The 26,440-nt window shown below is 70.3% G+C and carries 20 protein-coding genes and 2 pseudogenes; 10 read left to right on the top strand and 12 right to left on the bottom strand.

Going from position 1 to position 26,440, the window contains the following annotated elements:
* Nucleotides 1-458: 458 nt before the first annotated feature.
* A pseudogene (locus ACZ466_RS41250) lies at nt 459-986 on the top strand (TerD family protein); the annotation flags it as partial.
* A 1,476-nt stretch (nt 987-2,462) separates the two neighbouring features.
* Here ACZ466_RS41250 and ACZ466_RS41245 read toward each other — a convergent pair.
* Nucleotides 2,463-2,828 (bottom strand): annotated as a pseudogene (locus ACZ466_RS41245) (ISAzo13-like element transposase-related protein); the annotation flags it as partial.
* Between the two features lie 653 nt (nt 2,829-3,481).
* A complete protein-coding gene (locus ACZ466_RS41240) occupies nt 3,482-4,579 on the bottom strand; it encodes a serine hydrolase domain-containing protein (RefSeq protein WP_378284151.1) in 1,098 nt (365 codons plus the stop codon).
* 484 nt (nt 4,580-5,063) lie between these two features.
* Here ACZ466_RS41240 and mhpA point away from each other — a divergent pair, with 484 nt between their 5' ends.
* A complete protein-coding gene (gene mhpA / locus ACZ466_RS41235) occupies nt 5,064-6,611 on the top strand; it encodes a bifunctional 3-(3-hydroxy-phenyl)propionate/3-hydroxycinnamic acid hydroxylase MhpA (RefSeq protein ID WP_378284152.1) in 1,548 nt (515 codons plus the stop codon).
* Between the two features lie 88 nt (nt 6,612-6,699).
* Here the strand turns inward: mhpA and ACZ466_RS41230 are convergent, their stop codons facing one another.
* On the bottom strand, nt 6,700-7,458 hold the full coding sequence (locus tag ACZ466_RS41230; protein ID WP_378284153.1) for an IclR family transcriptional regulator: 759 nt from the start codon (nt 7,456-7,458) through the stop codon (nt 6,700-6,702).
* 465 nt (nt 7,459-7,923) lie between these two features.
* Between ACZ466_RS41230 and ACZ466_RS41225 the strand changes: the two genes are divergently transcribed.
* Both ACZ466_RS41225 and ACZ466_RS41220 read left to right on the top strand, forming a co-directional pair.
* Complete coding sequence (locus ACZ466_RS41225; RefSeq protein ID WP_378284154.1) at nt 7,924-8,514, top strand: VOC family protein; 591 nt, start codon at nt 7,924-7,926, stop codon at nt 8,512-8,514.
* Nucleotides 8,511-9,440: a fumarylacetoacetate hydrolase family protein gene (locus ACZ466_RS41220; RefSeq protein WP_378284155.1), complete on the top strand. Its 930-nt coding sequence runs from the start codon at nt 8,511-8,513 to the stop codon at nt 9,438-9,440. The genes ACZ466_RS41225 and ACZ466_RS41220 overlap by 4 nt, the downstream gene beginning before the upstream one ends.
* Here the strand turns inward: ACZ466_RS41220 and ACZ466_RS41215 are convergent.
* Entirely contained in the window at nt 9,437-9,838 is a 402-nt protein-coding gene (locus ACZ466_RS41215; protein ID WP_464041879.1) for a carboxymuconolactone decarboxylase family protein, read from the bottom strand. The genes ACZ466_RS41220 and ACZ466_RS41215 overlap by 4 nt on opposite strands.
* A 241-nt stretch (nt 9,839-10,079) precedes the next feature.
* Between ACZ466_RS41215 and ACZ466_RS41210 the strand changes: the two genes are divergently transcribed.
* A complete protein-coding gene (locus ACZ466_RS41210; protein ID WP_378284157.1) occupies nt 10,080-11,192 on the top strand; it encodes an alpha/beta hydrolase family protein in 1,113 nt (370 codons plus the stop codon).
* A gap of 78 nt (nt 11,193-11,270) precedes the next feature.
* Here the strand turns inward: ACZ466_RS41210 and ACZ466_RS41205 are convergent, their stop codons facing one another.
* The 4 genes from ACZ466_RS41205 to ACZ466_RS41190 form a co-directional block, all read right to left on the bottom strand.
* Nucleotides 11,271-11,672, bottom strand: coding sequence for a hypothetical protein (locus tag ACZ466_RS41205; protein ID WP_378284158.1), 402 nt, complete (start codon nt 11,670-11,672; stop codon nt 11,271-11,273).
* 339 nt (nt 11,673-12,011) lie between these two features.
* Nucleotides 12,012-13,136 carry an AbrB family transcriptional regulator gene (locus ACZ466_RS41200; RefSeq protein ID WP_378284189.1) on the bottom strand — a complete coding sequence of 375 codons (1,125 nt, stop codon included), beginning with the start codon at nt 13,134-13,136 and terminating at the stop codon, nt 12,012-12,014.
* A 201-nt stretch (nt 13,137-13,337) separates the two neighbouring features.
* A complete protein-coding gene (locus ACZ466_RS41195) occupies nt 13,338-13,973 on the bottom strand; it encodes a DedA family protein (RefSeq protein WP_378284159.1) in 636 nt (211 codons plus the stop codon).
* Nucleotides 13,974-14,300: 327 nt separating this feature from the next.
* The gene (locus ACZ466_RS41190) at nt 14,301-14,993 is read right to left on the bottom strand and encodes a response regulator transcription factor (protein WP_378284160.1); all 693 of its coding nucleotides are present in this window, start codon (nt 14,991-14,993) and stop codon (nt 14,301-14,303) included.
* Nucleotides 14,994-15,060: 67 nt separating this feature from the next.
* Here ACZ466_RS41190 and ACZ466_RS41185 point away from each other — a divergent pair, with 67 nt between their 5' ends.
* From ACZ466_RS41185 to ACZ466_RS41165, 5 genes are all read left to right on the top strand, one after another.
* On the top strand, nt 15,061-16,371 hold the full coding sequence (locus ACZ466_RS41185) for a HAMP domain-containing sensor histidine kinase (RefSeq protein WP_378284161.1): 1,311 nt from the start codon (nt 15,061-15,063) through the stop codon (nt 16,369-16,371).
* A gap of 372 nt (nt 16,372-16,743) precedes the next feature.
* Nucleotides 16,744-17,223: a hypothetical protein gene (locus ACZ466_RS41180; protein WP_378284162.1), complete on the top strand. Its 480-nt coding sequence runs from the start codon at nt 16,744-16,746 to the stop codon at nt 17,221-17,223.
* Complete coding sequence (locus ACZ466_RS41175) at nt 17,220-17,915, top strand: ABC transporter ATP-binding protein (RefSeq protein ID WP_378284163.1); 696 nt, start codon at nt 17,220-17,222, stop codon at nt 17,913-17,915. The genes ACZ466_RS41180 and ACZ466_RS41175 overlap by 4 nt, the downstream gene beginning before the upstream one ends.
* Nucleotides 17,912-18,604, top strand: coding sequence for an ABC transporter ATP-binding protein (locus ACZ466_RS41170; RefSeq protein ID WP_378284164.1), 693 nt, complete (start codon nt 17,912-17,914; stop codon nt 18,602-18,604). The genes ACZ466_RS41175 and ACZ466_RS41170 overlap by 4 nt, the downstream gene beginning before the upstream one ends.
* Complete coding sequence (locus tag ACZ466_RS41165) at nt 18,601-21,264, top strand: FtsX-like permease family protein (RefSeq protein ID WP_378284165.1); 2,664 nt, start codon at nt 18,601-18,603, stop codon at nt 21,262-21,264. Before ACZ466_RS41170 ends, ACZ466_RS41165 begins: the two co-directional genes overlap by 4 nt.
* Nucleotides 21,265-21,559: 295 nt before the next feature.
* On the opposite strand, the gene ACZ466_RS41160 is transcribed toward ACZ466_RS41165, so the two are convergent.
* From ACZ466_RS41160 to ACZ466_RS41145, 4 genes are read right to left on the bottom strand one after another with little or no spacing between them, the layout of a single operon-like run.
* Complete coding sequence (locus ACZ466_RS41160) at nt 21,560-23,005, bottom strand: ABC transporter ATP-binding protein (RefSeq protein WP_378284166.1); 1,446 nt, start codon at nt 23,003-23,005, stop codon at nt 21,560-21,562.
* Complete coding sequence (locus ACZ466_RS41155; RefSeq protein WP_378284167.1) at nt 23,002-23,829, bottom strand: ABC transporter permease; 828 nt, start codon at nt 23,827-23,829, stop codon at nt 23,002-23,004. The genes ACZ466_RS41160 and ACZ466_RS41155 overlap by 4 nt, the downstream gene beginning before the upstream one ends.
* A complete protein-coding gene (locus ACZ466_RS41150) occupies nt 23,826-24,806 on the bottom strand; it encodes an ABC transporter permease (RefSeq protein WP_378284168.1) in 981 nt (326 codons plus the stop codon). Before ACZ466_RS41150 ends, ACZ466_RS41155 begins: the two co-directional genes overlap by 4 nt.
* Nucleotides 24,807-24,844: 38 nt before the next feature.
* Nucleotides 24,845-26,386 (bottom strand): ABC transporter substrate-binding protein, encoded by a 1,542-nt coding sequence (locus ACZ466_RS41145; protein ID WP_378284169.1) that lies wholly within the window; start codon nt 26,384-26,386, stop codon nt 24,845-24,847.
* Nucleotides 26,387-26,440 lie beyond the last annotated feature (54 nt).

Genomic DNA, 26,440 nt, shown 5'->3' with positions numbered 1-26,440 from the left:
GGAGGGACCGGGCGGACCAGGTCCGGCGCGCCAGTTCGCCCGGGACCCGGCCCATCGCCGAGCCACAGATCGCCCGGTGCCGCACGAACACCCGGGCCTGGTCGGCCTTCATCGCCGGGGTGACTTCCAGCGGCGACGGACACGGCGCCACGCTCGATCCGGATGCCGTACCCGGGAAAGTTGCCGGGAGCGGCGGAAGGAACACGGCGTCTGCAACTGATCCGGCACCACCAGGCCCGCGATACGGCTCGGCTCCCTCGTGGCCGGTGGCCGAGTGTGGCCCCTCGCATACGAACGGTCCCCTACAGGAGGTGCTCATCGTACGCTGGCATTCCGCGTTCAGATGATCGCTGTCCGTCGCTCGGCACCACCTGCCGTGAACGTGCGGTCCTGTGGCTGGTCATCGCTCCCCCTGTGCGTGAGGTCGTCACGAGCCGAGGAGCCTGGTAGTGCAGCAGATGTCCAAGGGCGCCAACATCGACCTGTCCGGCCTGACCACGGCTTCAGGACCGTTCACCGTGGCGTTGAGCTGGACCGATCCTTCCGGTGAGGGCGAGGCCGATGTGTCGGTGCTGCTGGTCGGCGCCGACGGCAGGGTCGGCAGCGACGCCGACTTCGTCTTCTACAACCAGCCGGCGACCCTCGATGAGTCGGTGCGGCTGCTGGGCAAGACGCCTACTGCCACCGGCAGTGAGGATCGCATCCTGGTCGACCTGACCAGTGTGCGGCCCGAGGTGCAGCGCGTGGTCATCGCCGCAAGCCGCTACGCCGCAGCGACCTTCGGCGGCCTCGACGATCTGCGCCTGGCCGTCTCCGACAGCACCGGAGAAGCGCTGCTGGCCTTCGATATCAAGGACGCCGACGCCGAGACCGCATTCATCTTCGGGGAGTTGTACCGCCGGGGCGAGCGCTGGAAGTTCCGGGCGATCGGCCAGGGCTACGGGTCCGGCCTGGCCGGCCTGGCCGGCGACTTCGGCATCAACGTCGACGACAGCGACGAGGAAGACGCACCCCAGGCACAGCCCCGGCCACCCGCCACACCCGACACCGACCAGCCTCAGCCCCCGACTCCTACGGCAGAAGCGGCCGCGCCCATCCCTCAAGCGCCGGTCACGGTCGAGCAGCGCCCCCAGCGGGTGCGGACGACCAAGAAAAGGAAGACCACCGTCCCCAAGGCCGCCAAAGTCAACCTGGCCGAGCACCCTTCCTGGCAGCACGCCCGTCTGTTCCCGGTCACCGGGCTGCGCAACGATCAGGAACGCGAGGCGCGCGCCACCGCAACGCTGCTGGCGGTGATGGCACAGGTGCCCGAGTTCGGCCGCCGTCTCACCGCCCGCTTCAACGCTCCCGCCGGGACGATCCAAACCTTCGCCGAAGCCTCCTTCAAGCACGGCGATGGCAAGGTACGGCCCGACGGCGTGCTGCGCGTGGCACGGGCCGGCCGGATCTGGACCGCGCTGATCGAGACCAAGACCGGTGGCAACCCCCTCAAGGCCGACCAGGTCGAGGCGTATCTGGAGGTGGCGGCCCGGCACGGCTACGAGACCGTGATCACCCTGTCCAACGACCTGGCCCTGGACAACGAGCACCCGCTCAAGGTCGACAAGAAGCTGCTGCGCAAGGTGTCCCTACGCCACCTGTCGTGGGCCGAGGTCGCCCACGAGGCCGAGATGCTCTGCCTCCACGACGGCGTCGCCAACCCCGTCCACGCCTGGCTGCTGAGCGAACTGCTGTACTACCTGCGCCAGGACAACGCCGGCTGTCAGGGCTTCCGCGACATGGGCGCCGCCTGGGTCCCGGTCCGCAACGCCGTCACCTCCAACACCCTACGGCTGGGTGACCGGCGCGCCCTGCACGTGGCCGAGAGCTGGGAGAAGCTGATCCGCCAGCTGTGCCTGCGCCTCAGCGGGCAGACCGGCCTGGCCATCGCCCCGGTCCTGCGCAAACGACGCGATGGAGACGCCTCGGTCCGCCGTCTGCAGACCGTCACCTCCCTGGTGGAGAACGGGAGGATGAGCGCCGAGATTCGCATCCCCAACGCCGGCGGCCCCGTCCTGTTGGAAGCCGACCTGCGCACCGGTCATATCGAGACCACCGTCGAGATCCCCGCGGCTGAACGCGCCCGCTCCCTCACCCGCGTCCAGTGGCTGCTACGTCAGCTGAACGACGCCCCACCCGAGCTCCGCGTCGAAGCCCTCACCCCTGGTCACAGAACCGGCCCCTGCGACCTGCTGAAGAACCTCATCGCCGAACCAGGCCTGCTCGTCCCCGAAGACGCCGAACAGATCGATTCCTTCCGGTTGACTCTCGCAACCGGCATGGGCACCAAGCGCGGCATCGAAGAGACCGGCTTCGTCCGCAGCGTCGACACCGCCATGGACCGCTTCCACCAAGAGATTCTCCACGTCATCAAACTTGAGACCACGACTGCCGATCCCAAACCAGCCGGCTGATCTCTTCGCCCGACCCGCAGGACGCCACTGGCGGCCCGCGGTCGTGAACACCTCGACCAGTTCCTTCTTCTGGGTGTCCACGCTGATGACCGGCTGCCCCGCCCTCTGGTGGTCGTTGACCTGCTCGTTGAGGTAACGGAACTGAGCGTCCCGGTCCGGGTTCTGCTTGCCCTCCAAGGTCTTGACGCTGCTCTGGAGACTGAACCCCTCTTCCCGCAGCAGGTCAACGACCCTGTCCGCGCAGACCTGGTGGCCTTGGTCGGTCAATGCCCTGGCCAACGACAGCGTCGTCCAGCGAAGCGGCGACATCGGGTCCCCGCGCATGTCCAGTTCCACCCGGGCCGGCAACGCCGGTCGCGGCCCCGGGTCGATCTCGACCAAGCCCGATGGCACGCGCGGCGGTCTCGAGGCTGATCGTGGTGGGAAGGGCGAGAAGCTCCTCCTGGCTCATCTGCTTCATGGCTCAGACCCCCTTCCTTAGGCTGTTGAACCATCTCGCCCTCTGCCCGAGGCCGTGGGTGCCGTTTCGCCGGCGATGTTGCGGGACGGCGGTGCACCGGCCGCCAGCGGCAGGCCCGCGCCGCGGACATGGTCGATCGCGCTTCGCGCTTGGTTGACCGCTTCGCCACAGACGAGCGTGAAGGATGCAGCGGCTGAAGGCGCCGAGCGACTCCTCGAGATTCGCGCCAGGGTCATGGACGAGGCGCCCGTCCGCGTGCTGGCACGCCAGGAAGCGCTCGATTTGCGTAGGGTTGATCAAGGCCGGAGGCGGCTGCCGAGACGGCGTCCAACACCGGGTGGACGGTCGCCACCGGTGAAGCCGCCTGGTTCACCGACGGCCCGGTTCAGCGACCGGACGGCTCTTTTCAGTTCGTGGGCGATTGCTCGGTCTCGAAATCCTTTTGGGTGTTACTACCGCTGTTGGCTCGGTCGTTGGTCATGAGTGCGCTCCTTGAGGTGCAGGCCCTCCTTCGCTGGTCCGCAGGGACCTTGAGGAGCCATCGTCACGATTCGCCTCGACGCAGCCGTCACCCGGCGACATCGGCATAGACCGCACGGACGAGCGGCGCGAACGGGTGCTGGCTGTGGTGGCGTTCGTCGAAGAACTCGTTGTGGCAGATCATGACGGCGAGTTCCGCGTCCAGGTCGGCGAAGCCGAGAGCTCCCCCGGCTCCGGGGTGCCAAAGGACGCGGCCGCCTCCGAACCCCAGGACCTCGCGGTAGGCGGGAACCGATCCGCCCACCATGAGTCCGCCGGCCCCGATCACCGCTCGCGGACCGGCGATCGATCCGGCTTCGAAGGTACACGCCCGACGATCGAGGAACGTCGCAATGCGGTCGGCGGCCAGCAGACGCGTTCCGGCGAGCTCACCGCCCTGGGCGTACGCGGCCCACAATCGCGCAGCCTCTCGTGCGGTCACCCACGCACCGCTCGGGTCGATCCGATCCCGGTACTCGGGGGTATTGATCTCGTGATCCGCCGTGACCGTGAACGTCATCGGCTCGCCGCTGAGAATGTCGCCCCGCATGACGGCGAGGCGATGCTCCACACCGCCGGGAAGCCGGTGCCACACCCCCGAGACGCCAAGGGGCTCGTGGACCTCGTCGCGCACGAGATCTTCGAACGACCGGCCCGCCGGGTCCACCCGGCGGGCGATCTCTCCGACGACGTAGCCCCACGTTCGTGCGTGATAAGTGCTGCGCTGGGCCGGATCGTCGCTCGGCGCTGAGCGCGCCAACCGGTCCGCCATCCACTCCCAGTCACCCAAGAGCTCAGGAGTGGCGTCGCCGGGGAGCCCGGCCAGACCGACGCGATGCGTAAGGGCGTCGCGAACCGTGAACGAATCCTTGCCCTGCGCGCCGAACTCCGGCCAGATCGACGCGATGGTCTGGTCGTAGTCGATCAGGCCGCGCTCGACCTGCACATGGAGCGCGGTGGCCGTCGACACCTTGCCCGCGGACGCGACCCAGAAGATCGTGTCGGAGTCGACCTTTCGCCCGCCCACCGACATCTCACCGACACTGACATCGAGGACCAGTTCACCGCGGTGATACACGGCGACCTGCAAACCCACCTCGCCGCTGGAGAGCGCCTCGTCGATCGCGCTTCGCACTGCACTGCCCATCGTGGGCTCCATCCTGTTCATCGTCGCGGTCACGTGGCTGTATTCGTCGTAGCACTACTGGGTCGAGGTGGATCGGGATCGGACCAGGGTGGCCGACGCGACTTCAACGAGTCCGGCGCCGCAGAGGCCATCAGCACCGCCGGTTCCCGTAGCAGCGTCGTCGCTGCGTTCTCAGCGCCGCTCCTTGGTCCTCAGGGACGCGGAAGTCCCGCGACCGAGCACCGTTCGATGCACCCGAAATTGTGGGTCACCGGTCTGCTCTCCAGAACGTGATCTGTAACGTAGATCACTACCCTAGGATGACACAAGCCTTCCAGGTCGTTCACCCCTGGGCCGTGTGTCATGGCCGGGCGATCTGCTTGACAGAACAAAGTCTGTTGAACAGAATCAATGCTGCTTAGCCCGAGGACCTCGTGGCGCAAGCTCGCCGCGGCCCATCGGTTGCGGGTTCAGTCGATGGACGGCAAGGCGAAAGGCTGCGGACATGACCTTCCCCGGGGACTCCGGCACCCATGTGTCCCCCCACGCGGACGCCGACGTGCTCATCGTGGGGTTCGGCCCCGTGGGCCAGACACTGGCCGGCCTCCTTGGGACGTCCGGACATCGCGTCATCGTGTGCGAACGACGACAGGGCCGCTATGAGACCCCCCGCGCGGGCCACTTCGATCACGAGATCATGCGCATCTTCCAGTCCCTGCACATCGCCCACCAGGTCGAACGCATCGCCGACCCGGCGCGGCTGTATGAGTTCCTCGACCCCGGCGGAGAGGTGCTCGCGCGCCTGCCGCGCGAGTGGGACGCTCCGTCCGGATGGGACGCGTCATACCACTTCTACCAGCCGGAACTCGAGGAGATCCTGGATGCGGCCATCCGCGAGATTCCCACGGTGGACGTGCGTTTCGGTGCAGCGGTGGTCGATCTCCGCCAGGAGACCGACCACGTGGCAGCGACCCTGGAGGACGGTGCGGTCGTCACCGCGCGTTACGTCGTCGGCGCGGACGGCGCCAACAGCACGGTCCGCCGCCTTTGCGAGATCCGCACCGAGGACCTCGGCTTCCGGGGCGACTGGCTGGTCGTCGACGTCCGCCCGCGGCCGGGCGCCCGCCCACTGGACATCCCGCACACGGGCCAGGTTCTGAACCCGGCCAGGCCGAACCACATGGGCCGTGTCGCGCAGCGCTACTTCCGCTGGGAGTTCATGCTCGTCGACGGCGACGACCCCGCCGAGGTGGTGACGGCGCAGCACGTCTGGAAGCTGCTCGAACGGTGGATCGGTCCGGACGAGGGAGAGCTGATCCGCCAGACCGTCTACCAGTTCAGGTCCGTCGTGGCCGACACGTTCCGCGCCGGATCGGTACTGCTGGCCGGTGATGCCGCGCATGTCATGCCGCCCTTCCTCGGGCAGGGCATGAGTTCCGGCATCCGCGATGCCGCGGCCCTCGCGTGGATGTTCGATCTCGTGCTGAGCGGTTCCGCGGCCCCGCGGCTACTCGACCTGTACACGGCCTCCCGGCGGCCGCAGGTCACGGCCTACATCGAGGAGTCGGTGCGGATCGGGACGGTCGTCTGCGAGACGGACCCCGTCCGCGCGGCGGAGCGTCGCAAGTCCCTGCAGTCGGCCACCGAGCTCCCGCCCCCGTTCGAGCCGCCCGTCGGGGCGGGTTTCATCGCCGGGCAGGCGCTGGCGGGGCGCCTGGGCGTCCAGCCGCTCCTGCACACGGACGACGGTACGATCAAGCGGGCTGACGACGTCTTGGGGACTGGGTTCACCCTGTTCAGCCTCGTGGATCTCGACGAGGCAACGAGGGCCCTGGCCGCCGGGCTGGAAGACGCGATCGGGCTGCGGACGGCGGTCGTCGGCACCGTGCGGGGCCTTCAGGAGGAGGGCGAAGCGCTCAGCGGCTGGATGAAGGAGGCCGGCGTCGTGGCCGTGCTGGTCCGTCCGGACTTCTACGTCTACGGCACCGCGACCGAGGCCGATGAACTGCCCGACCTGCTCGCGTCTCTCCGTCCAGCGCTGTCACTGACCTGAGAATCCGCCGACCGGACTTCGCCACGGACCAGTTCGACCCATGGCCGGCACCGTCTGCTTCGACTCCGTGCCGGCGGCCTGCAACGATCTAACTCAGTGACGCGCCTAGCTGGTCGGCGGCCTGCAGCAGCACTGGCACATGCTCGGCGAGCTTGTCCTCTGTCAGGCGCACCGACGGTCCGGAGATGCTGACGGCGGCACGCGCGTTGCCGGCGGCATCGCGCACCGGAACGGCTAGGGCGTGCAATCCGATCTCGCTCTCGCCGAGGTTCATGGCATAACCCTGACTCCGGACGATCTCGAGCTCGTCCTCCAGCATGCGCCGGCTCTTTTTGGCCGCGGTCGTGCCTCCGCGGATCCGGCTGCTCGGGTAGCGCTCCCGTAGCTGCTCGCGGGTCAGCGCCGCGAGCAGAACCTTCCCGGCGGCGGACGGGTGCGCGGGCGCTCGATCACCAGTGCGTTCCGCGGCCCGGATGGCGAAGGTGCCCTCCACGCCGTCCAGGAACACAATCGTCGAGCCGTCCAGGATGATGAGGTGGATGGTCTCGCCCAGGTGCTGGCGGAGCCGCTCGAGCGTGGGTCGCGCAACGGCCCGCAGGTCGGTCGCGCCGATGACCGCCACGCCGATCTGGACGAGCTGCGGGCCCGCCGCGTAAACACGCGTGGGCTTCTGCTGCAGCAGTCCCTGGGACTGAAGCGTCGTCAACATGCGGTGGGCGCTGGATCGCGCGATGCCCAGTTCCACAGCGACCTCGGCCACCCGCAGGTCGCGCCTATCGCGAAGCATCAACAGAACACGTGCGGCGTTCTCGACCGACTCGATCGGATAGTTCGCCGGCGCCGACATGGGGCCCCCTGGTCGTGAAGAAGGAACGCCACGGACGCGGTGGCCGCACCAGAGTATCACGAGACGGCCGATTCGTTCCGCACTGCAGAACTTCGTCTGGCCGACCTGTCTATGGGGCAGACCTGACGGACGCTCGTGCCGACCTTTGAGGATATGCCTGAGGGGACGATCGGCTTCGGAATCTGACGCAGGCGCAGAGCGCTGTCCGGCCGGCGGAGACGGCCGTGGCGCCGAGCCCGTGGGTCTTTCGCGGCAGGACGACGCGGCCCGGCACCTGCGAAACGCGCGCAGGAAGTTCTGTTGCGAAGAACATAGACCGTAGGACAGAATATCGACAGAGCTCAGCCGTGGCGTACCGGCAATGCCGAGCCGCAGCGTTCTGAGGTTCAGCTCGCCAGCCCGACCGGCCCATCGCCGTAGCACCCAGCGCACCAGCAGGATCGATGGCGGAAGGACGCCAGTGGCATGAACAAGACCGCAAGCTCCGTCCGGCGGAAGGTCGCCGAACTCGGCCACGTCGGCCTTCGATGCTTCGACGTAGAGAAGCAACTCGAGTTCTACACCGAGGTCCTGGGACTGGTCGTCACCGATCGCGACCCCGCCCTCGGCAACTACTTCCTCTCCGCTCGTCCTGACGCCGAGCACCACGAACTCCTGCTGGCGAAGGGGCGTGACGTCGCTCCGGACGGCCTGCTTCTCCAGCAGATCTCCTTCCGCTGTGAGACCTTCGAGGACGTTGTCGGCCTGTACCGCCAGTTGAAGGAGTATGGGGCGACGTTCGACATGATCGTGTCTCACGGCAATGCCGTCGGGGTGTACTTCTTCGACCCGGAAGGCAACCGGGCCGAGGTCTACTGGCGGACAGGGCTCGTCGCGCGCCAGCCGTTCATCGAGAACATCGACATCGAGACCCCGGCAGACCAGCTGATGGACGCCATCCGTGCCTCGGTCGAGAAGTTCGGTGCGAGCGGCTTCACCGAGGAGAGCTACGTGCGTTGGACACGTGACCAGGCAGGCCAGATCGATGTCGTCACCACATTGGAGACAACCAAGTGAAGTTCGTCCGATTCTCCGGTCCTGACGACCGGATCCAGGTGGCAGTCGTTGTAAGGGACCGCTTCCGCGTCCTCGCCGGCGTCGAAGACCTGCTCCCGCTGATCGAGTCCGGCGAAAGCGCGCTCCTGGACGCAGGCCGCGCGGCCGAGAAGGCCGGTGAGGAGGTCGACCCGGCGGAGACGCAGATCCTCTCGCCGCTCGCAACCCCACCTACCTTCCGTGATTTCTATGCGTTCGAGCAGCACGTTCGCGCGGGCAGGGCCTGGCGCGGACTGGAGATGGACCCGACGTGGTACCAGATCCCCGTCTTCTACTTCTCGAACCCCTACGCCTTCCGGGCGGACGGTGACATTCCGATGCCCCCGGGAGCGTCGAAGTTCGACTTCGAACTGGAGGTGGCCGCCATCGTCGGCAAGGCTGGTTCGAATCTCACCGTCGAGGAGGCCGAGGACCACATCATCGGCTATTGCGTGCTGAACGACTGGAGCGGCCGTGACGTTCAGCATCGCGAGATGACGTTGTCACTGGGCCCGGTCAAGGGCAAGGACACCGCGACAGGCCTAGGCCCGTACCTGGTGACAAAGGACGAGCTCGCCCCGTACGCCACCGCCACCGGCTTCGACCGCGCCATGACCCTGACGGTCAACGGGCGTCTGTACGCCGAGGCGAACTGGTCCGATGTCCACTGGTCCTTCCCGCAGATGGTCGCGTACGCCGCACGCGGAACCGAGGTCCGGCCGGGGGATGTCATCGGCTCGGGCACGTGCGGCACAGGATGCATCCTCGAGCTGTCGCGGACGCACGGCGAGGAGAAGTACCCGTGGCTGAAGCCGGGTGACGAGGTGGTCGCGACCATCGAAGGACTCGGAAGCCTGCGCAACACGATCGTCGACGCCGACCCTGTGCATCCGCTGGACCGTCCCTAGTGGTGGCTCGGCTCGACCTGGCCGCGAGCGGGGGCTTGGAGGACGCGCAGTTGGAGCGCGAGGAGGATGTAGTGCCCCACCAAGGTGGTGAGCTCGAACAGCCGCGCGAGGCCGATGGTGCGGTGGAGCTCGTCGAATGTCAGGACCGGCAGGTCCCCGTCGTCCGCCCTGCGCACGGCGTCCGCCACAAGGGCCTCATGGGCGTTCAGAGAGCAATCGCCGACGCGGATGTCGAAGAGCTGCCCTCCGGTCAAGCCGACCGAACGGGCGATGGGCTCGTGAGCGAACCGCTCGAAGTCGGCGTCCCGCTGCGCCGCGACGGCCAGGATCGCATTCTCGCGCGCCCCGTCCGGCACTCCCGCTCGTAGTGCAGGGCGCACCAGCGGCCTGCAGCGCATGACCACGTTGGAGCGACTCCCAGGCAGCCTCGTCCCTCGACCGTCCGTGCCAGTCCCGCCTGCGAAGACCGGCGGCCGCCGACGATGGTTTCGTACAGGATCGAGCTCGGCTGGCAACAGCTTCGGCTAGTCGGCATAGGTCGCCGGCCCTTGGAGGTCGAGCGGAAGCGCAGCGCGTCGATGCGCTGCTCCGCCGATGCAACGGAGCACATGCTATTCCTCGCCAACCCTAGGAGTTTTCGTGCGTGTCACCGAGCCGGATGACGTCCTGATGGGCACCCCTGATGAGATGGAGGACGCGGCCAAGCAGCGCGCCGCTCTGCTCCGATCCATGCCCCTGACACGAATGCTGGACTACGGCATGGATCATTGGGACGCCACCGAGCTGACCGGCGCCCCGGCGTCCCAGGCCTGGGACGAGGCCGCGGCCCTGCTGGCCGACACCCAGCTCGAGCGGGCGCAAGCGGCCGCCGCGCGAGGCGACGTCGAAACCGCGGTCAGCTGCTACCGTCGGGCGACCGCAGCCCTGGTCTTCGCACAGATGGCCTACAACCACGACACTGCCGAGAAGCGTTCGCTGTACGAGCGACTCTCCCGCGCCTACCAGGACGCGGCCGAACTCGACACCGACCTGCGTGTCGAACGCCTAGCGGTGCCGTTCGGCACAAGCCACTGCAACGCCTGGCTCGTCCGCCCCAGGACGGAGGGTCCGGAACCCACGGTCGTCATCGTGGGAGGTCAGAGCGGATGGGGCCCGGCCTACCACCGCCAGGCCGAGGCGCTCGCCCGACGCGGAATGTCCACCGTGCTACTCGAGGCCCCCGGTCAGGGCGAGACGCGAATCGTCAACGGTCTTCATTTCGACAAGCACTCCGACGGTGCCTTCAGCGCAACGCTCGACCTCGTGCAGAAGCGCACCGGTTTCGATGGCCCGTTCGGCGTTTGGGGAAACAGCTTCGGAGGCCTGATGGCCGCGCGCGCCGCGGTTCACGACAGCCGCTTCGGTGCCTGCTGCGTCAACGGAGCGCCCGCACGACCGGTGCCGGCACCGTTCCGCACGGCCGGCGAGCAGTCGCGGGCGCTCCTGGGCGTCGGCAGCGACGAGGACGTCGCGACCATCTTTCGCACGCTCTGGCTCGACCCCTACGTCGACCGGATGTCAGCGGCCTTGCTGGTGCTGCATGGCGCCGACGACCCCCTGATCACGCTCGACCAGCAGAAGGCGTTCCTGGGGCTGTCGTCCCAGTCCTCGCTGCGCGTCTGGGACGACGGCGAGCACACCATCTACAACCATTCCGCCGAACGCACGGAGTTCGTCGGCGACTGGTTCCGTGCCCGGCTCAGTCGCAGCTGATTCAGACGCGACCGACGATCCTGCCCGGCATGGCAGGCCGAGCCACTGATGGCCACCGACAACGACATCAGCCACATCTCACGTGGTGAGGACAAGGCGCCGGCCGGGTCCGGTGGGCGCGGTCCAGCCCTGTTCGACCTTCGCCTGGGGCATTGGTAGTGGTTCGATGGTGAGGGCGCCGCTGGAGATCTGAGTGGCCAGGGCGGGGAGTTGGGCGAGGAACCCTGCGGTGGTGATCGATCCCTGCCCGCTGCCCATGATCTGCAGGTTCGCGGCTCGTAGCAGGTATGACGGAAGGTCGATGTCGGGGCCGGCGACGGAGCCGATCTGGATCCAGGTCAGGCGCCTGGCCCGGTCGGTGCCGGCTTTGGCCAGGGCGGGCATCGCCTGCTCGGCCGGACGCCCCCACAGGTAGTCGACGTCGAAGTCGGCTGCGGCCTTGCCGAGGCCGTGGGCGATGTCGGCGTCCTCTCCGTTCAAGGACACGACCTCGTCGGCGCCCAAGCCGGTGAACAGCCTCAGGCGGTCGGAGTCGCGGCCCGCGCCCAGGTGGCGGGCGGCTCGGTGCGGCGGGCGATTCGGCGGAGCCGCTGGCGTTCGGTGGCGACGGGCTTTGGCAGATGCGTCAGTTCGGGACAGGAAAGAGAGGGCAGGCAGGCGGCGCATCTACGTGTGGCGCAGGCAGGACCTCATCGACAGCGGCCGGCTTCCCGGCACCACTTCGCCGCCTGGCGCGTGGCCGGCGGCGATCTGGGCGATGATCGGGTCGTCCAAGGCCCACGTATGAGGCCGTTTCCGCTGAGATGGTCCGGGCCGCTGTCACGGCGTCGCCGACGGGTCGCGCGATGGTCTACCGAGCGTCAGTCGGATCAGCAGTGGGGCCAGGAAGGCCATCCCGAAGAGCCGAAGGCTCTGCACGCTTGAGATCAGGGGCAGGTTCGCATGTGTGGAGGTGGCCGTCGCCACCACCGCGTTGATCCCGCCGGGCGTCGTGGCCAGGTAGGTGTCAGCGAACGGTATGCGGGTGACGGCAGAGATGGCCCATGCCGACGCTCCACAGGCCGCACTGACGGTCACGCTGCCGACCAGGGCGAGCGGAAGGATCCGGCGCAGCCGCCACAGGGTCTGGCGGGAGAACCGCAGGCCGACATCGAGCCCGATCATCGTGAACAGCAGGGTCCGCAGCGTCCCGCTGGGGGCGAACCCGTGCACCGCGCCGGTCGCGGTGAGCGCTGCGGAGACCAGCATCGGGCCCATCATGGCCGGACTGGGCAGCCTCATTCGGGACCCCGCCATCAGGCCCGCCGATGCGACGATCGCGAGCGTGACCAGGCCGCCCGGCTGATCGTGACCGCTGACCAGATGCCAGGGACCGGCGGCGACCGAGGGGCCCGCGCCGTCCCGCGGCCGGGAAAGGACCCAGTTCAGCAGCAACGGCGTACTCGCCACGACCAGGCCCAACCTCAGGTACTGCATGAACGCCACCACGCGGCTGTCGGCGCCGAGATCTTCGGCGGAGGCCACCGCGGCGGCCGATCCTCCGGCGATCATGCCGAGGGTGGCGGTGGCCCGGTCCACACCGCTGAACCGGACCATGACCCAGGCGGCCCCTTGGCAGATGAGGAGCGTGGCCACGGTCACCACGATCAGAGGCGCGGCCGAACCGGCCACACCGCCCAGCGCGGACGTGCTCAGGTAGGTCCCCATCAGTACGCCCAGCAGCGACTGCGAACCACGGCTGAGCAGTGCCGGCGGACGTTGGCGCACCAGTCCCGTGGTCGCCGCCACCAGCCCGCCCAGCAACGGCACCAGCATGTGCGATGAGGGTATGGCCGACTCGCCCAGTTCCCCCGCCCCCACCATGACCGACAGAACCGCAGCCCAGGCCGGCGGTCCGAGGACCCGCCGCCATGCGCGACCGCCGAGACGTTGATGAAATCGCATGTCAAGAGGGTATGAAGGCCGGGTTAGCGGAAAACTAAACCGAGTAACCGTGTCGCAAACGCAGGGCGCGGAAGCGTAAATCGGGCCGATGAGGTCCTCAAGGGCGCCGGTACGTTTTCGCCGCCGAACTCGGTCGGCCCGGACGCGGTGGTCTGCCACCTTTAGGGCCGAACCGACCCGCCTTCCCGGCCCCTGGTGCTGTCACTGGTCTGAACTCGTTTGGCGCCGCAACCGAAGGGCCTTGGAGGCGAAGGGCAGGAGGGACAAAGCCACGATCACCGCTATGGCGGGCAGCAGGTAGTGGTCGATGTTCGGGACCGTGGAACCCAGGAGGTAGCCGGCGACCACCAGCCCCGTAGTCCAGATCAGGCCGCCTGCGATCTGCCAGATCGCGAACGTCCGGGCGGGCACTCCGACCGCCCCGGCGAGGGGGTTGAGGACGGTGCGGATGACCGGCACGAATCGCGCCAGAACGATGGCTTTGCCGTGGCCGTAGCGGGCGAGGATCTCTTCAGCTCGTACCGCGCCGCGCAGCAGGTGATCGTTCCGGGTGCGGGCGAGCAGGGCCGCGCCGCCACGGCGCCCCAGGAGGAAGCCGCACTGGGCTCCCACCAGTGCCCCGATGGCCGAGGCCAGCAGGACCCAGGGCAGCGAGAGCCGGTCGGCCCCGTGCACCGTGCACAGCAGGCCCGCGGTGAACAGCAGCGAGTCGCCTGGCAGGAAGAAGCCCACCAGGAGCCCGGTTTCGGCGAACAGCACCGCGGCGATTCCGACCGTGCCGAAGGTGGCCAGTAGCGAGCCGGCGTCCAGCGGGTTCACGGCTGCGAGCACGGACATGGACGGCTCCTCGGGTCAGCGGTCGGTGTCGGCGGGCGGGTCAGGGTTCATGGCTGGGGCCACCGGGAGTGCACCGGAAGTCCGGGAAGGCGCCGCAGGCCCGTCGGCGAGGAGCAGCGACCAATGTGCCGGCCCCCTTTGGCGCAGAGCGCGATCCGGGGCCGGCTGCTGAGGACCAGAACGGTGACCGCCGACGGCGCCCCGGCGCGGGGCCCGCACAACTCCCGGTTCACCTTCCTTCCAGCGATGGTCTTGACCTTGGGTTCTCCGGAAGGCTATGGACGAATGCCTTAACGCCGGCTAAGCGAAGGTAAGCATGAGGTTTACCTACGGTTCGATCTCGTAGCGGTAGCCGCGGCCGCGCAGCGTGGTGATGCGGCGGGGGTTGTCACCGTGCTGGGCGAGTTTCCGGCGCAGTGCCGAGACGTGCACGTCGAGGGTCTTGGTGGGGCCGAACCAGTTGATGTCCCAGACTTCGTCGATCAGGTCTTCGCGCGTCACGACCTGTCCGGCGCGGCCGGCCAGGTAGGCGAGCAGATCGAACTCTTTGGGACGCAGGGAGATTTCGGTGTCGGCGATCGTCGCGCGCCGGGCGGCCAGGTCCAAGCGCAGGCGGCCGACCGTCAGGTAGCGGTCTTCATCGGGCTGGGCGGCGCTGCGCCGCAGGTGGGCGCGCAGCCGGGCCATCAGTTCGGTGAGCCGGAAGGGTTTGGTGAGGTAGTCGTCGGCGCCCGCGTCCAGCGCGACGATCACTTCGAACTCCCGGGTGCGTGCGGTCAGGACGACGATCACCGTCTCGCGGGAGATCGAGCGCAGGCGTCGGCACAGCACCACGCCGTCCATGTCGGGCAGGCCGAGGTCGAGCAGGACCAGGTCGGGTGCTCTCTCCTGCACGTACTCCAGGGCCTGGGCTCCGGTGGTAGCCCATTCCGATTGGTAGCCCTGCCCGGTCAACGCCTCGACGAGCTCCTCCCCGATGGTCGGGTCGTCCTCGATGACCAGCACGAATGCCGTCAGCATGCCCTCGATCGTAGACGGCACCGGGTCAACGCCGGGTTCGGTGCGAAGGCGGTGGAAGGCTGGGGAGATGGAGTCCACGCCCCTGAGGCGGCGGTTGCTCGTGGCGATCGCGGGCATCGCCGCCGTGACGATCATGTTGTTCGCCTTGCCGCTGGGCGTCGCCGTGCAGCGGCTCTACCGCAACGAGGCGGTCACCGAGTTGGAGCGCGACGCGACCGTGGTCGCAGCGGCGACGCCCGATGACGTGCTGAGCCGGCCCCGTTCCGTGCGGCCGCCCGCAGGGCTGCGATCGGGACTGGATGTGGGGGTCTACCGCACGGGCGGGCAGCGGCTGGCCGGAAGCGGCCCGGTGGGCTCAGCGCTGGCCACTCACGCCGCCGACGGCCGGCTGCATGAAGCCGTCGAGGGCGTGGACCTGGCGGTGGTGGCACCGGTCCCCTCCGACCAAGGGGTGGCGCTGGCCGTGCGGGTGAGCATGCCCGTCGACAAGGTCCACGACCGCGTCGAACGCGCCTGGCTGACCATGGCCGGCCTGGCCGTTGCGGTGCTGGCCCTGGCGGTGGGGCTGGCACGACGCCAGGCCAGCCGGCTCGCCACTCCACTGGAGCGTCTCACCCAGGCGGCGCAGGCGCTCGGCGAGGGCGATTTCAGCGTCCGGACCCGGCATTCGGGGATCCGGGAGGCCGACACGGCCGGCGTGGCGCTGGAGGCGACCGGGCGGCGGCTCGGGCAGATGCTCGACCGGGAACGGGCGTTCAGCGCCGACGTCTCACACCAGTTGCGGACGCCGCTGACGGGTTTGCTGCTGGGGCTGGAGGGCGCCCTGCAGCGGCCCGGCGCGGACCACTCGGCCGCCCTGCGCACCGCGCTGGAGCGCGGCCGGCGCCTGGAGGAGATCATCGACGATCTGCTGCTGCTGGCCCGCGACGCCGGTCCCGAGCGCGGCCCTCTCGATGTCGCGGGATTGCTGGCCGACCTTGAGGCGCAATGGCACGGACGCTTGGCGGCCGAGGGGCGTCCGCTGACGGTCGAGGCCGAGGAGCCGCTACCGGAGGTCGCGGCCGCCGCGTCGGCGGTCCAGCACATCCTGGAGGTGCTGGTGGACAACGCCACCCGGCACGGCCGAGGCCGGATCACCGTGCTGGCCTCCGACATCGGCGGGGCCCTGGCCATCGACGTCACCGACGAGGGCACCGGCCCCCTCGACGCCGAGTCGGTCTTCGAACGGCGCTCCGCCGGAGGCGAAGGGCACGGCATCGGCCTCGCCCTGGCCAGGTCGCTGGCCGAGGCCGAGGGAGGACGGCTGGTACTGCGCGGCTCGGCGCCCACCACCTTCACCCTGCTGCTGCCCGGCTCCGCGAGCGAGGCGTACACATGATCCCGGTGCCAGGCGGGTGATGCGTGGCCGACTGTCCAGGCCGAGTGCCGGGTGGGCCCACTCGATCGCGAGGGTGCGGGTGAACTTGTGGCGGGCTCCCAGACAAATGGACGAGACAGGAAGGAGGTAAGCGGGGCGGTAACCCGCCACTAATCCATCGCTCACCAGGGGCTTTCTACGGTGGGCATTCACTGGCGCCTAAGGAGAGCAGGAGGCAGGCGCATGAATGTCCTCCCCTACACCCTGGCGGTTGTCGGGGCACTCACCCTCAGTGGGGCCGTCGTCGGCGGGTGTGGGTCGTCGCCCCAGTCCGCGCCGTCCGGGGGCGGGGCCGCGCCACCGTCGGCCTCGTCCGGGTCGCGTCCGGGACCGGTGCCGACCGAGTCCAACCCGCCGGGCGACATCCCCGACAACACCCAGTTCGTGGCCTACCGGGCGCACGGTTACCAGGTGAAGGTTCCCGAGGGGTGGGCCCGGTCGGATCTGCCGACGGGGGCGAGCCTGACCGACAAGCTCAACACCATCCGCGTCGAGGTGGTTCCGGCGCGCACCGCCCCCACGATCGCCTCGACCCGCGCCACAGAGGTGCCCGCGCTCCAGTCCACGACGGCCAAGTTCGCCTTGCGCGGCGTGGAGATGATCTCGCGGGGCGGCGGCCAGGCCGTCCGGATCGTCTACGACGCCGACAGCCCGGCCGATCCCGTCACCGGCAAGGTCGTCCGCGACCGGTTCGAGCGGTATGAGTTCTACCGGGCCGGGCACGAGGCCGTCCTGACGCTGGGCGGGCCGGTGGGAGCCGACAACGTCGACCCCTGGCACACCGTGTCGGACTCGTTCCGGTGGCTGCCATGACTCCAGTGGCCGCCACGGTCCTGGAGGCCGACGAGCTCTACCGCTTCTACCGGGCCGCCGAGGGCGAGGAGACGATCGCCCTGCGCGGCGTCTCCCTGACGCTGGAGGCCGGAGGGTTCATCGCCGTCACCGGCCCCTCGGGCTCCGGCAAGTCCACCCTGATGTCGTGCCTGGCGGGGCTGGACGAGCCCGACGGTGGCACGGTCCGGCTCGACGGCACCCCGATCAGCCACCGGCCCGAACGGGAACGGGCGCGACTGCGCGCACGCCTGGTCGGGGTCGTGACGCAGACCGGGAACCTCATCGACCACCTCACCGTCCGGCGCAACATCGACCTGGCCCAGCGCATCGGCGCCAGGCCCGACCGGGCCTGGCGCGAGGAACTGCTGAGAGAGCTGGGGCTGACGGCCCGGGGCGGGGCCGAGCCCGCCGCGCTGTCGGGTGGGGAGGCCGCCCGCGCCGCGCTGGCCGTCGCGCTGGCCACCCGTCCCCCGGTGGTGCTGGCCGACGAGCCCACAGGGGAACTGGACGCGCACACCGAGAGCGAGGTCCTGGCCCTGCTGAGCGGCTTGGCCGAGTCGGGCGTCGGCGTGGTCGTCGCCTCCCACAGCCCGGCCGTGGCCCTGGCCGCCGACCGCACCGTCCACCTGCGCGATGGCCGGATCATGACCTCCGGGGAGCCGCGGCGATGACGCACCTGGCGGGAAGGCAGCCGGTCGAAACGCCCTTGGTGGAGTTGCGCCAGGTCGCCCGAACGTTCGGGCGCGGGCGGGCCGCCATGGTCGCCCTCCACGAGGTCGGCTGCACGGTCCTGCAGGGCGACCGGATCGCGATCACCGGGCCCTCCGGATCGGGCAAGACCACCCTGCTGCATCTGATCGCCGGCCTCGACAAGCCGACCGCGGGCGAGGTCCGCTGGCCCGAGTTCGGCGGGAACCCCCTCGACCATCCAGGCGAGGTGGGCCTGGTGTTCCAAGGGGCGAGCCTGCTGCCCGCGCTGGACGTGCTGGAGAACGTCGCGCTCCCCCTGCTGCTGGCCGACCGCCCCTACGGCGAGGCCGTCACGCGGGCCCGCGCCGCACTGGAGCAGGCGGAGATCGCCGAGCTGGCCCAGCGGCTCCCCGAGGAGCTGTCGGGCGGCCAGGCGCAGCGCGTCGCCGTGGCCCGGGCGCTGGCGCCCGCACCGCGGCTGATCGCCGCCGACGAACCGACCGGGCGGCTGGACACCCGCCACGCCCTGGCCGTGGTCGACCTGCTCGTCCGCGCCGCCGGCGAACTCGGCGCCACCCTGCTGCTGGCCACCCACGACCCCCGGATGGCCGAGCGCCTCGACCGGTGCTGGGAGATGCGGGACGGCACCCTGAACGAGGTGACAGCATGATCACCCTGCTCTGGTCGCGCGGGCTCGTGGCGCGCCGTACCGCCAGGCTCGCGGCGACCGCGGCCGCCATCGCCGCGGCGGTCGCGCTGCTGGCGTCCCTCGGCACGTTCCTGGCAGCGGCCAAGTCGACCATGACGCACCGCTCCATCGACCGGGTCCCGGTGGACTGGCAGGTGCAGGGCGACCCGGGCATCGCCGGGACGCTGCGCACCGACCCGCGCGTCAAGCAGTGGCAGCGGGTCGACTTCGCCGCCACCCCCGGGTTCCAGGTGCGGGCCTCCGGCCAGACCCTGACCACAGGCGCCGGGCAGGTGCTCGGGCTGCCCTCCGGCTACGCCGCCACCTTCCCCGGCGAGCTGCGGCCCCTGCTGGGCGCGGGCGGGACCGACGGCGTCCTGCTGGCGCAGCAGACCGCGGCCAACCTGCACGCCGCCCCCGGCTCCAGCGTGACCGTCCACCGGGCGGGCCGGCCCGACGCCAAGGTCACCGTGGCGGGTGTGGTCGACCTCCCGGCCGCCGACTCGCTGTTCCAGACGGTCGGCGCCCCGCCCGGCGCCCAGCCCTCGGCTCCCCCCGACAACGTGCTGCTGCTGCCGTCGGCCCAATGGCACCGGCTGTTCAACCCGGTCGCGGCAGCCCGGCCCGACCAGGTCCGCACCCAGTTCCACGTACGGCTGGACCACCGCCTGCCCGCCGACCCCGCCGCCGCCTACAGCTCCGTCACCGGTCACGCCCGCAATCTGGAGGTTCGCCTCGCGGGCGTCGGCCGGGTGGGCGACAACCTCGGCGCCGCTCTGGGCGCGGCACGCGAGGACGCCCTCTACGCCCAGGCGCTCTTCCTCTTCCTGGGCGCGCCGGGAGCCATCCTCGCCGGACTGATCACCGCCTTCGTCAGCGCGTCCGGCGCCCCCCGCCGCCGCGCCGAACAGGCCCTGCTGCGCACCCGCGGCGCGACGCTGCGCCACCTGCTCACCCTGGCCGGCGCCGAAGCCGCCATCGTCGGCGCCGCCGGGGCCCTGGCCGGGCTCGGGCTCGCCGCGCTCACCGGCTGGATCACCTTCGGCACGGCGGGCTTCGGCGCCGCCCCGACGGCCACCGCCCTGTGGTGGGGCGGCGCCGCCGCGACAGGGCTGGCCATCGCCGCCGCCGCGGTCCTGGCCCCGGCCGCCCGCGACGCCCGGCAGCTCACCGTCACCACCGCGAGCCGCGCCGTCGGGCCCGCCCGCAGCGCGCCCCTGTGGATGCGCTGGTGGCTGGACGCCTGGTTCGCCCTCGCCGCGGCCTTGGTGTTCTGGGCCGCCGGCAGGAACGGGTACAAGATCGTGCTGGTACCCGAAGGACTGCCCACCCTCTCGGTCAGCTACTGGGCCTTCGCCGCCCCCGCCCTGGCCTGGATCGCCGCCGGGCTGCTGTGCCTGCGGCTCACCCACGCCCTGCTGGGACGCGGACGGCCCCTCGTCCGCCGCCTCGCCCGGCCGTTCGCCGGAAGCCTGTCCGACACCGTCGCCGCCTCCCTGTCGCGGCAGCGCGGGCCGATCGCCCGCACCGTGGCGCTGGCCGCGCTCACCATGATGTTCGCCGTCTCCACCTCGGTCTTCGCCGCCACCTACCGCACCCAGGCGTCCGTGGACGCCCAGCTCACCAACGGCGCCGACGTGACCGTCACCGAATCCCCCGGCGCCTACGTACCGCCCTCCGAGCAGCACCGGATCGCCGCCGTGCCCGGCGCCTCACGCGTGGAGCCGCTCCAGCACCGCTTCGCCTACGTGGGCGCCGACCTGCAGGACCTGTACGGGATTCACCCGTCGAGCATGCGCACGGCCGTCAACCTGCCCGACGCCTACTTCAGCGGCGGCACCGCCCGCTCGCTGCTCGCAAGGCTCGCCAGGACACCCGACGCGGTCCTGGTCAGCCAGGAAACCGTCCACGACTTCCAACTGCACCCAGGAGACCTGCTCCGCCTGCGCCTCCAGAACGGCCGCACCAAGCAGTACCGCACGGTCGCCTTCCACTACGCGGGCATCGTCAAGGAGTTCCCCACCGCCCCCCGCGACAGCTTCATCGTCGCCAACGCCGACTACATCGCCTCCCAGACCGGCAGCGACACCGTGGGCTCGTTCCTGGTCTCCACCCCCGGGCACTCCCCGGGCCAGGTCGCGTCGGCACTGCGGAAGAATCTGGGCCCAGGGGCACAGGTGACCGACATCAACTCCGCCCGGCACGTGGTGGGCACCAGCCTGACCGCCGTGGACCTGAACGGCCTGACCCGCATCGAACTCGGCTACGCCCTGGCCCTCACCATCGCCTCGACCGGGCTGCTGCTCGGCCTCGGCTTCACCGAGCGCCGCCGCACCTTCGCCCTGATCCGGGCCCTCGGCGCCCGGCCCCGACAGCTCGGAGCCTTCGTCTGGCCCGAGATCACCGCCCTCGCCCTCGGCGCCGCCGCCCTCGGCGCCTCATTCGGATGGCTCCTGTCCACCATGCTGATCAAGCTGCTGACCGGGGTGTTCGACCCGCCACCCGCCGCCCCCGCCATCCCCTGGGGCTACCTGACCGCCCTCGGGGCCCTGGCCCTGGCCGCGCTGATCGGCGCCGGAGCCCTCACCCTGCACGCCGCCCGCCGCCTCTCCTCCACCGAGGACCTGCGAAGGTACTCCTGAATCACGCGAGCAGATCGGCAAGCGTGCTGATCTTCGACCAGCAACCCGAACCGCTCGTTCAACAGCTCGACGACGCCAGCCGCCAGGCAACGGTGTTGTCTCCCGCCGTGGGGCGCCGTCCAAGGCGGCGGCGTAGGCCCTCCACGATCCGCCGGGCCGGATCCCCTTCGTCCTCGGCCCCGCCCCGCCCCGCGCTCCGGGTGAACACAGGAGGTCGGCGAAGGGGCGGGGAACGGTGTGGCCGGGTCGCCGAGACCCAAGCCAACGTGGCCGTCAACACCGTTGTACGCCGGGCTCAGATCCGTGCGGGAACTCCGCCGTGGTCGATGATTCTGCCTTCGTCGAGCAGGTGCACCGTGTCGGTATGGGCGCGGATCAGGTGAGTCTCGTGGCTGACCACGACCAGTGCCATTTCACGTTCGGTGCGCAGCCGGTCCAGCATGGCCATGATGTCCGCGGTGGTGCCGGGGTCCAAGGCCGAGGTGATCTCGTCACAGAGCAGGAAGTCGGGGTCCGCCGCCAAGGCACGGGCTATGGAGATGCGCTGCCGCTGACCTCCGGAGAGTTCGGCGGGGTAACGGCCCGTGAGATCGGCCGGTAGGCCGACCTCTTCCAGGAGTTCAATGATTCGTGCGTCGAGTTCCTCCTTGCTCAGCTTGCTCAGCCGGAGGAGAGGCCGGCGGAGGGCCGCCCCCACCGTTCGCATGGGGTTCAGTGCGTCGAGCGGATTCTGTGGCACGAGCTGTATGCGTCGCTGTGCCTCATGCGGGCGGCGGCGGGCGCGGGGTGCGAGGGGCGCGCCATCGAGGGTGAGGAAGCCCGTCGAAGGGGGTTGCAGGCCGGCCAGGACTCTCAGCAGAGTGGTCTTGCCCGAGCCGGACGGGCCGACCAGGCCGACGGCCGAGCCCGGCGGCGCGGTGATGTCCACGGCTTCGAGGGCCCGTTGGGTGGTCGATCCGTTGGGGAAGGTGACACTGATTCCCTGCGCCACCAGTCCCGGCCTCGTCGGCTCCACGGACACGCGCGGCGGCGGGGCGGACCGCGGCCTTGGGGCCTTGCCCTTGGCCGCAGGAGTGGTGAGGCCGATGGTGGTGTCGGCGCAGGCGTGCACCAGTTCGGGGTCGTGGCAGGCCATCACGATGGCCAGATTCCGTTTGGCCGCGAGGTTGCGCAGCAGGTCGGCGATGTCGTCCCGGAGGGCGCGGTCGAGTCCGGCGGTGGGCTCATCCAGGAGCAGGATCTGGGGTTTGCGGGCGAGCGCGCGGGCGAGGGCGACACGGCGTTGCTGGCCACCGGACACGGCGGTGGGGCGCCGGTCGGGCAGGCCGTCACCACAGGGCAGGCGGCATTCCTCCAGCAGGCCCTCGATCGCCTCGCGGCTCCTGTCGACCGCGGTCTCGGCGATGAGGCGGCCGATCTTCATGCGGGGATTGAGGGCCGATCCCGGGTCCTGGCCGACATAGCCGATGCGGGTACGGCGCAGTTCCCGCAGTGCCCGGGGTGGCAGGGCCAGGATGTCCTGGCCCAGCACGTCAAGGGTGCCACCGGTGACCTGGGCACCGGCGGGCAGGTGGCCGAGGAACGCGCGCAGCAGTGTGGTCTTGCCCGAGCCGGAGGCACCGGTGAGGGCGGTGATCTGCCCGGCGTGCACGGTCAGGCTCGTCTTGGGCAGCAGAATCGGCCCGCTGGGAAGGGACACCTCGAGGCCGGTGCAGGTCAGCAGCGCGGTGGTGGAGGTCATGGGCGTACCGCCCCCTGTCGTCGGGCGAGGGAACCGGAGGCGAGATTGACGCTGATGGCCAGGACGGCGATGGCCACGCTCGGTGCGAGGACGGCCCACGGGTTGAGCAGGATGCCGCCGGCGTTCTCGCGGATCATCAGGGCCCAGTCCGCCGCCGGGGGCTGCGGCCCGATCTGCAGGAAGCCGGCCATCGAGATGATGTAGACGGCTTCGACGAAGCGCAGCCCGAACAGTGCCAGGAGCGTGGAGCGCAGGTTCGGGAGCAGTTCGCGCGCCGTCACGTAGGTGAGTCTCTCCCCGCTGGCGATGGCGGCCTCGATGTACCCGGCCGTCACCAGCGGCGCCGCCGCGCCGGCGACGACGCGGGTGGTGTAGGGGACGCCCAGGACGATGGTGGCGAGGATGACCGCGAACCGCCCGCCGCCGGGCCAGGCGAGGGCTATCAGCATGATGCCCAGGACGGGCGGCAGGAGGACGGCGATGTCGGCGGCGCGTTCGACGAACCGTCCCGCGACGGGGCTCAGAGCGGCCAGGCAGCCGAGCCACACGGCGACAGTGGTGACGATCACGGCGACGGTCAGGGCGCTGCCGATGAGGGCGACGCCGCCGCTCATCAGGCGGCTGAGGACGTCGCGTCCCAGTTGGTCCCCGCCGAGCAGGGCGTCCCCGCCGGGTGGCGCGAAGGGGATGGCGACCGGGGTGTCGATGGGGTGGGGGGCCAGGAAGGGCCCGGCCAGGGCCGCCAGGATCAGGAGCAGGCCGGGGGCGATCCGCCGGAGGGCACGGGCTTGCGGCCGCCTGCGGGACGCCGCCGCGGAGGTCACGGGCGCCGTCCCAGGACGCGGGCGCGGATGAGGTCGGAGCCGAGGAGCACCATGCTGATCGCGGCGCCGGCGCAGGTGACGACCCCGGCGATGAGCGAGGTGTCGCGGTCGGCGACGGCACCGGCCAGGAGGTTGCCGATACCGGGGTAGTTGAACAGCGCCTCCACCACCACGGCGCCGCCCAGCAGCATGCCGGTGGAGGTCGCGACGCCGGCGGCGATGGCGGGGACCGCGCCCGGCAGGGCGTGGCGGAGCACCACTCTGCGGGTGGGCAGACCGTCCAGGCGGGCGGCTTCGACGTGCGGTGCCGCGTCCTGGTCGGCGAGTGCGCCGCGCACGATCCGGGTGTTCCAGCCCGTCTGCGGTATGGCCAGCGCCAGCACCGGCATGATCAGCATCGTCCACGAGGCGGGGGCGCCGTCGGCGCCGGTGACGGTGACGGCGGGCAGCCAGCCGGTCCACAGCGACAGCAGCAACAGCAGGGCGACCGCGACCACGAACTCGGGCAGCGCGAACGCCGAGGTGGCGGTGTGCCCGATGATCCGGTCGGTCAGGCGGCCGGGGCGGGCGGCGGCCCAGCAACCCAGGGCCAGCGAGGCGGCCACGGTCAGGACGAACGCGCTCAGACCGAGGAGCAGGGTGTTGGGAAACGGGTCGGCCAGCATGCCGGTGACGGGCTGCCCGTGGGCCGAGGTACCCAGGTCGCCGGTGGGAAGCGCCGTCATCCAGTCCCAGAAGCGCTCCCACACCGGGCGGTCCAGGCCCAGCAGGTGCCGTCGGGCCTGCAGGTCAGCGGCGCTCTCTCCGCGTTCGGCGGTCGCGGTGGCGGCGTCGCCCGGCAGTAGTTCCACGGCGCCGAACACCAGGGCGAGCAGCACGGCGAGCATCAACGCACGGCGCGCGAGCGCACCGGCCACGGCCACGGCCGCCGCCGCGGCCCGCCCGCGCACGGTGAGCGCTCCCTTCTCGGCGGTCACCGTACGCTCTGTGACTTTGTGGTCCTGGGCGGTCGGGCTCAAGTGAGCCACACGTTCTCGAGCTGGACCCGGCCGTAGCCGGGGAGCGTGGGCAGTCCCTGCACCTTGGACTGGGCCAGGTCGATGCCGTCGGCCATGCCCCACAGCAGGTAACCGGAGCGCTCGTGCTGGAGCCGCTGCACCTCCCGCAGCGCCTGTGCGCGCGCCTTCTCGTCGGCGGTGCCCAGGACCTTGCGGTACGCGGCGTCGAAGTCCTTGTCGGACCAGCCCGACTCGTTCTGGCCGCCCTCGCTCACCATCGTCTTGGAGGCGAAGAACACCACCGAGTCGTTGGTGCCCCAGTAGTTGGTGTAGAGGTCGCCCTTGAGCCAGGTCTTCTCATAGAAGAGGCCCGACTCCTGCTTCACGACCTTGATCTTGATCCCGGCCTCCTGGGCCTGGGAGGCGAACAGGGTCGCGGACTCGGCGAGGCCGGAGATGTCCTCGGTGGTGATGAGCTCGTAGGTCTTGGACAGGTCGAACCGGGCCTCGGCCAGCAACTGCCTGGCCCTGGCGAGGTCGCGAGCGCGCTGCGGGATGTCCTTGGCGTAGGCGGGGTCACCGGTGCCCATGATGTCGTTGGCGACGGTCCCGTACCCCGACAGGACCTGCCTGACCATCGCCTGGCGGTCCACGGCCAGGCGCATCGCCTCCCGTACACGGACGTCGGCGAACGGCCCGCTCGCGGTGCGCATGACGATGGGCATGGACATGTCGTTGGGGCGGCGCAGGACTTTCAGGCCCTTGCGGGCACCGGCGGTGCGGGCGGCGATTGCGCCGACGTTGGAGGCCACGTCGATCTGCCCGGCGAGCACGGCGTTGGCCATCGCCTGCGGCGTTTCGAACATGGTCACCTCGATCGCGTCGAGGTGCGCCGCCCCGCCGTACCACTTCTCGTTGCGCACCAGGCGGGCGTTGCCGCCGCGGTACCACTCGAGCTTGAACGGGCCGGTGCCCGGAGCCTTCTCCAGCGCCTGGTCGGGGGTGTCCTTCTTCAGGACGAACGTCGTCAGGCGGGTGAGGAGGGGGAGTTCGGCGTTGGCGTAGTCGGAGGCGAGGACGACGGTGCGGGTGCCGTCGGCGGTGATGTTGCGCGCCTGGATTCCCGGCAGCCGGGCCTCGCCCGACGGGGTGCCCCGCAGCCTCCGCAGGGACCAGACCACGTCCTCGGGGGTGACGGGCGTGCCGTCGTGGAAGGTCGCGTTCTCGGCGAGCGTGAAACGCCAGGTCTTGAGGTCGCTGGAAGGTTCCCAGGACGCCGCCAGCCGCCCGACGGTGTTCTTGTCGGCGCCGGGCCTGGTGAGCGTGTCGTAGATCAGGGCGAGGATGAGGTAGTCGCTCTCGTTGCCCTGGGTGCCGTGCGGGTCGCGGGTGATGGCGTTGGCCCGGCCGAGGGCGCCGATCCGCAGCGTCCCGCCCTTCTTGGGCTTGGTACCCGCTCCGGCCGTCTGATCGTCGATACCTCCGCCTGAGCATGCCGCCGACACCGCGACGGCGGCCAGCGCGGTTCCGCCGGCTGCCAGAACTTGACGCCTTCTCACGTGCACGCGCCCTTCAATAGGCCAGATATCGGATATTTATTTAGGTTTGCCTAC

Source organism: Actinomadura rugatobispora, assembly GCF_055379765.1.
Note: the sequence above shows the minus strand (reverse complement) of the source record. Positions and strands in the feature narration are given on the sequence as shown.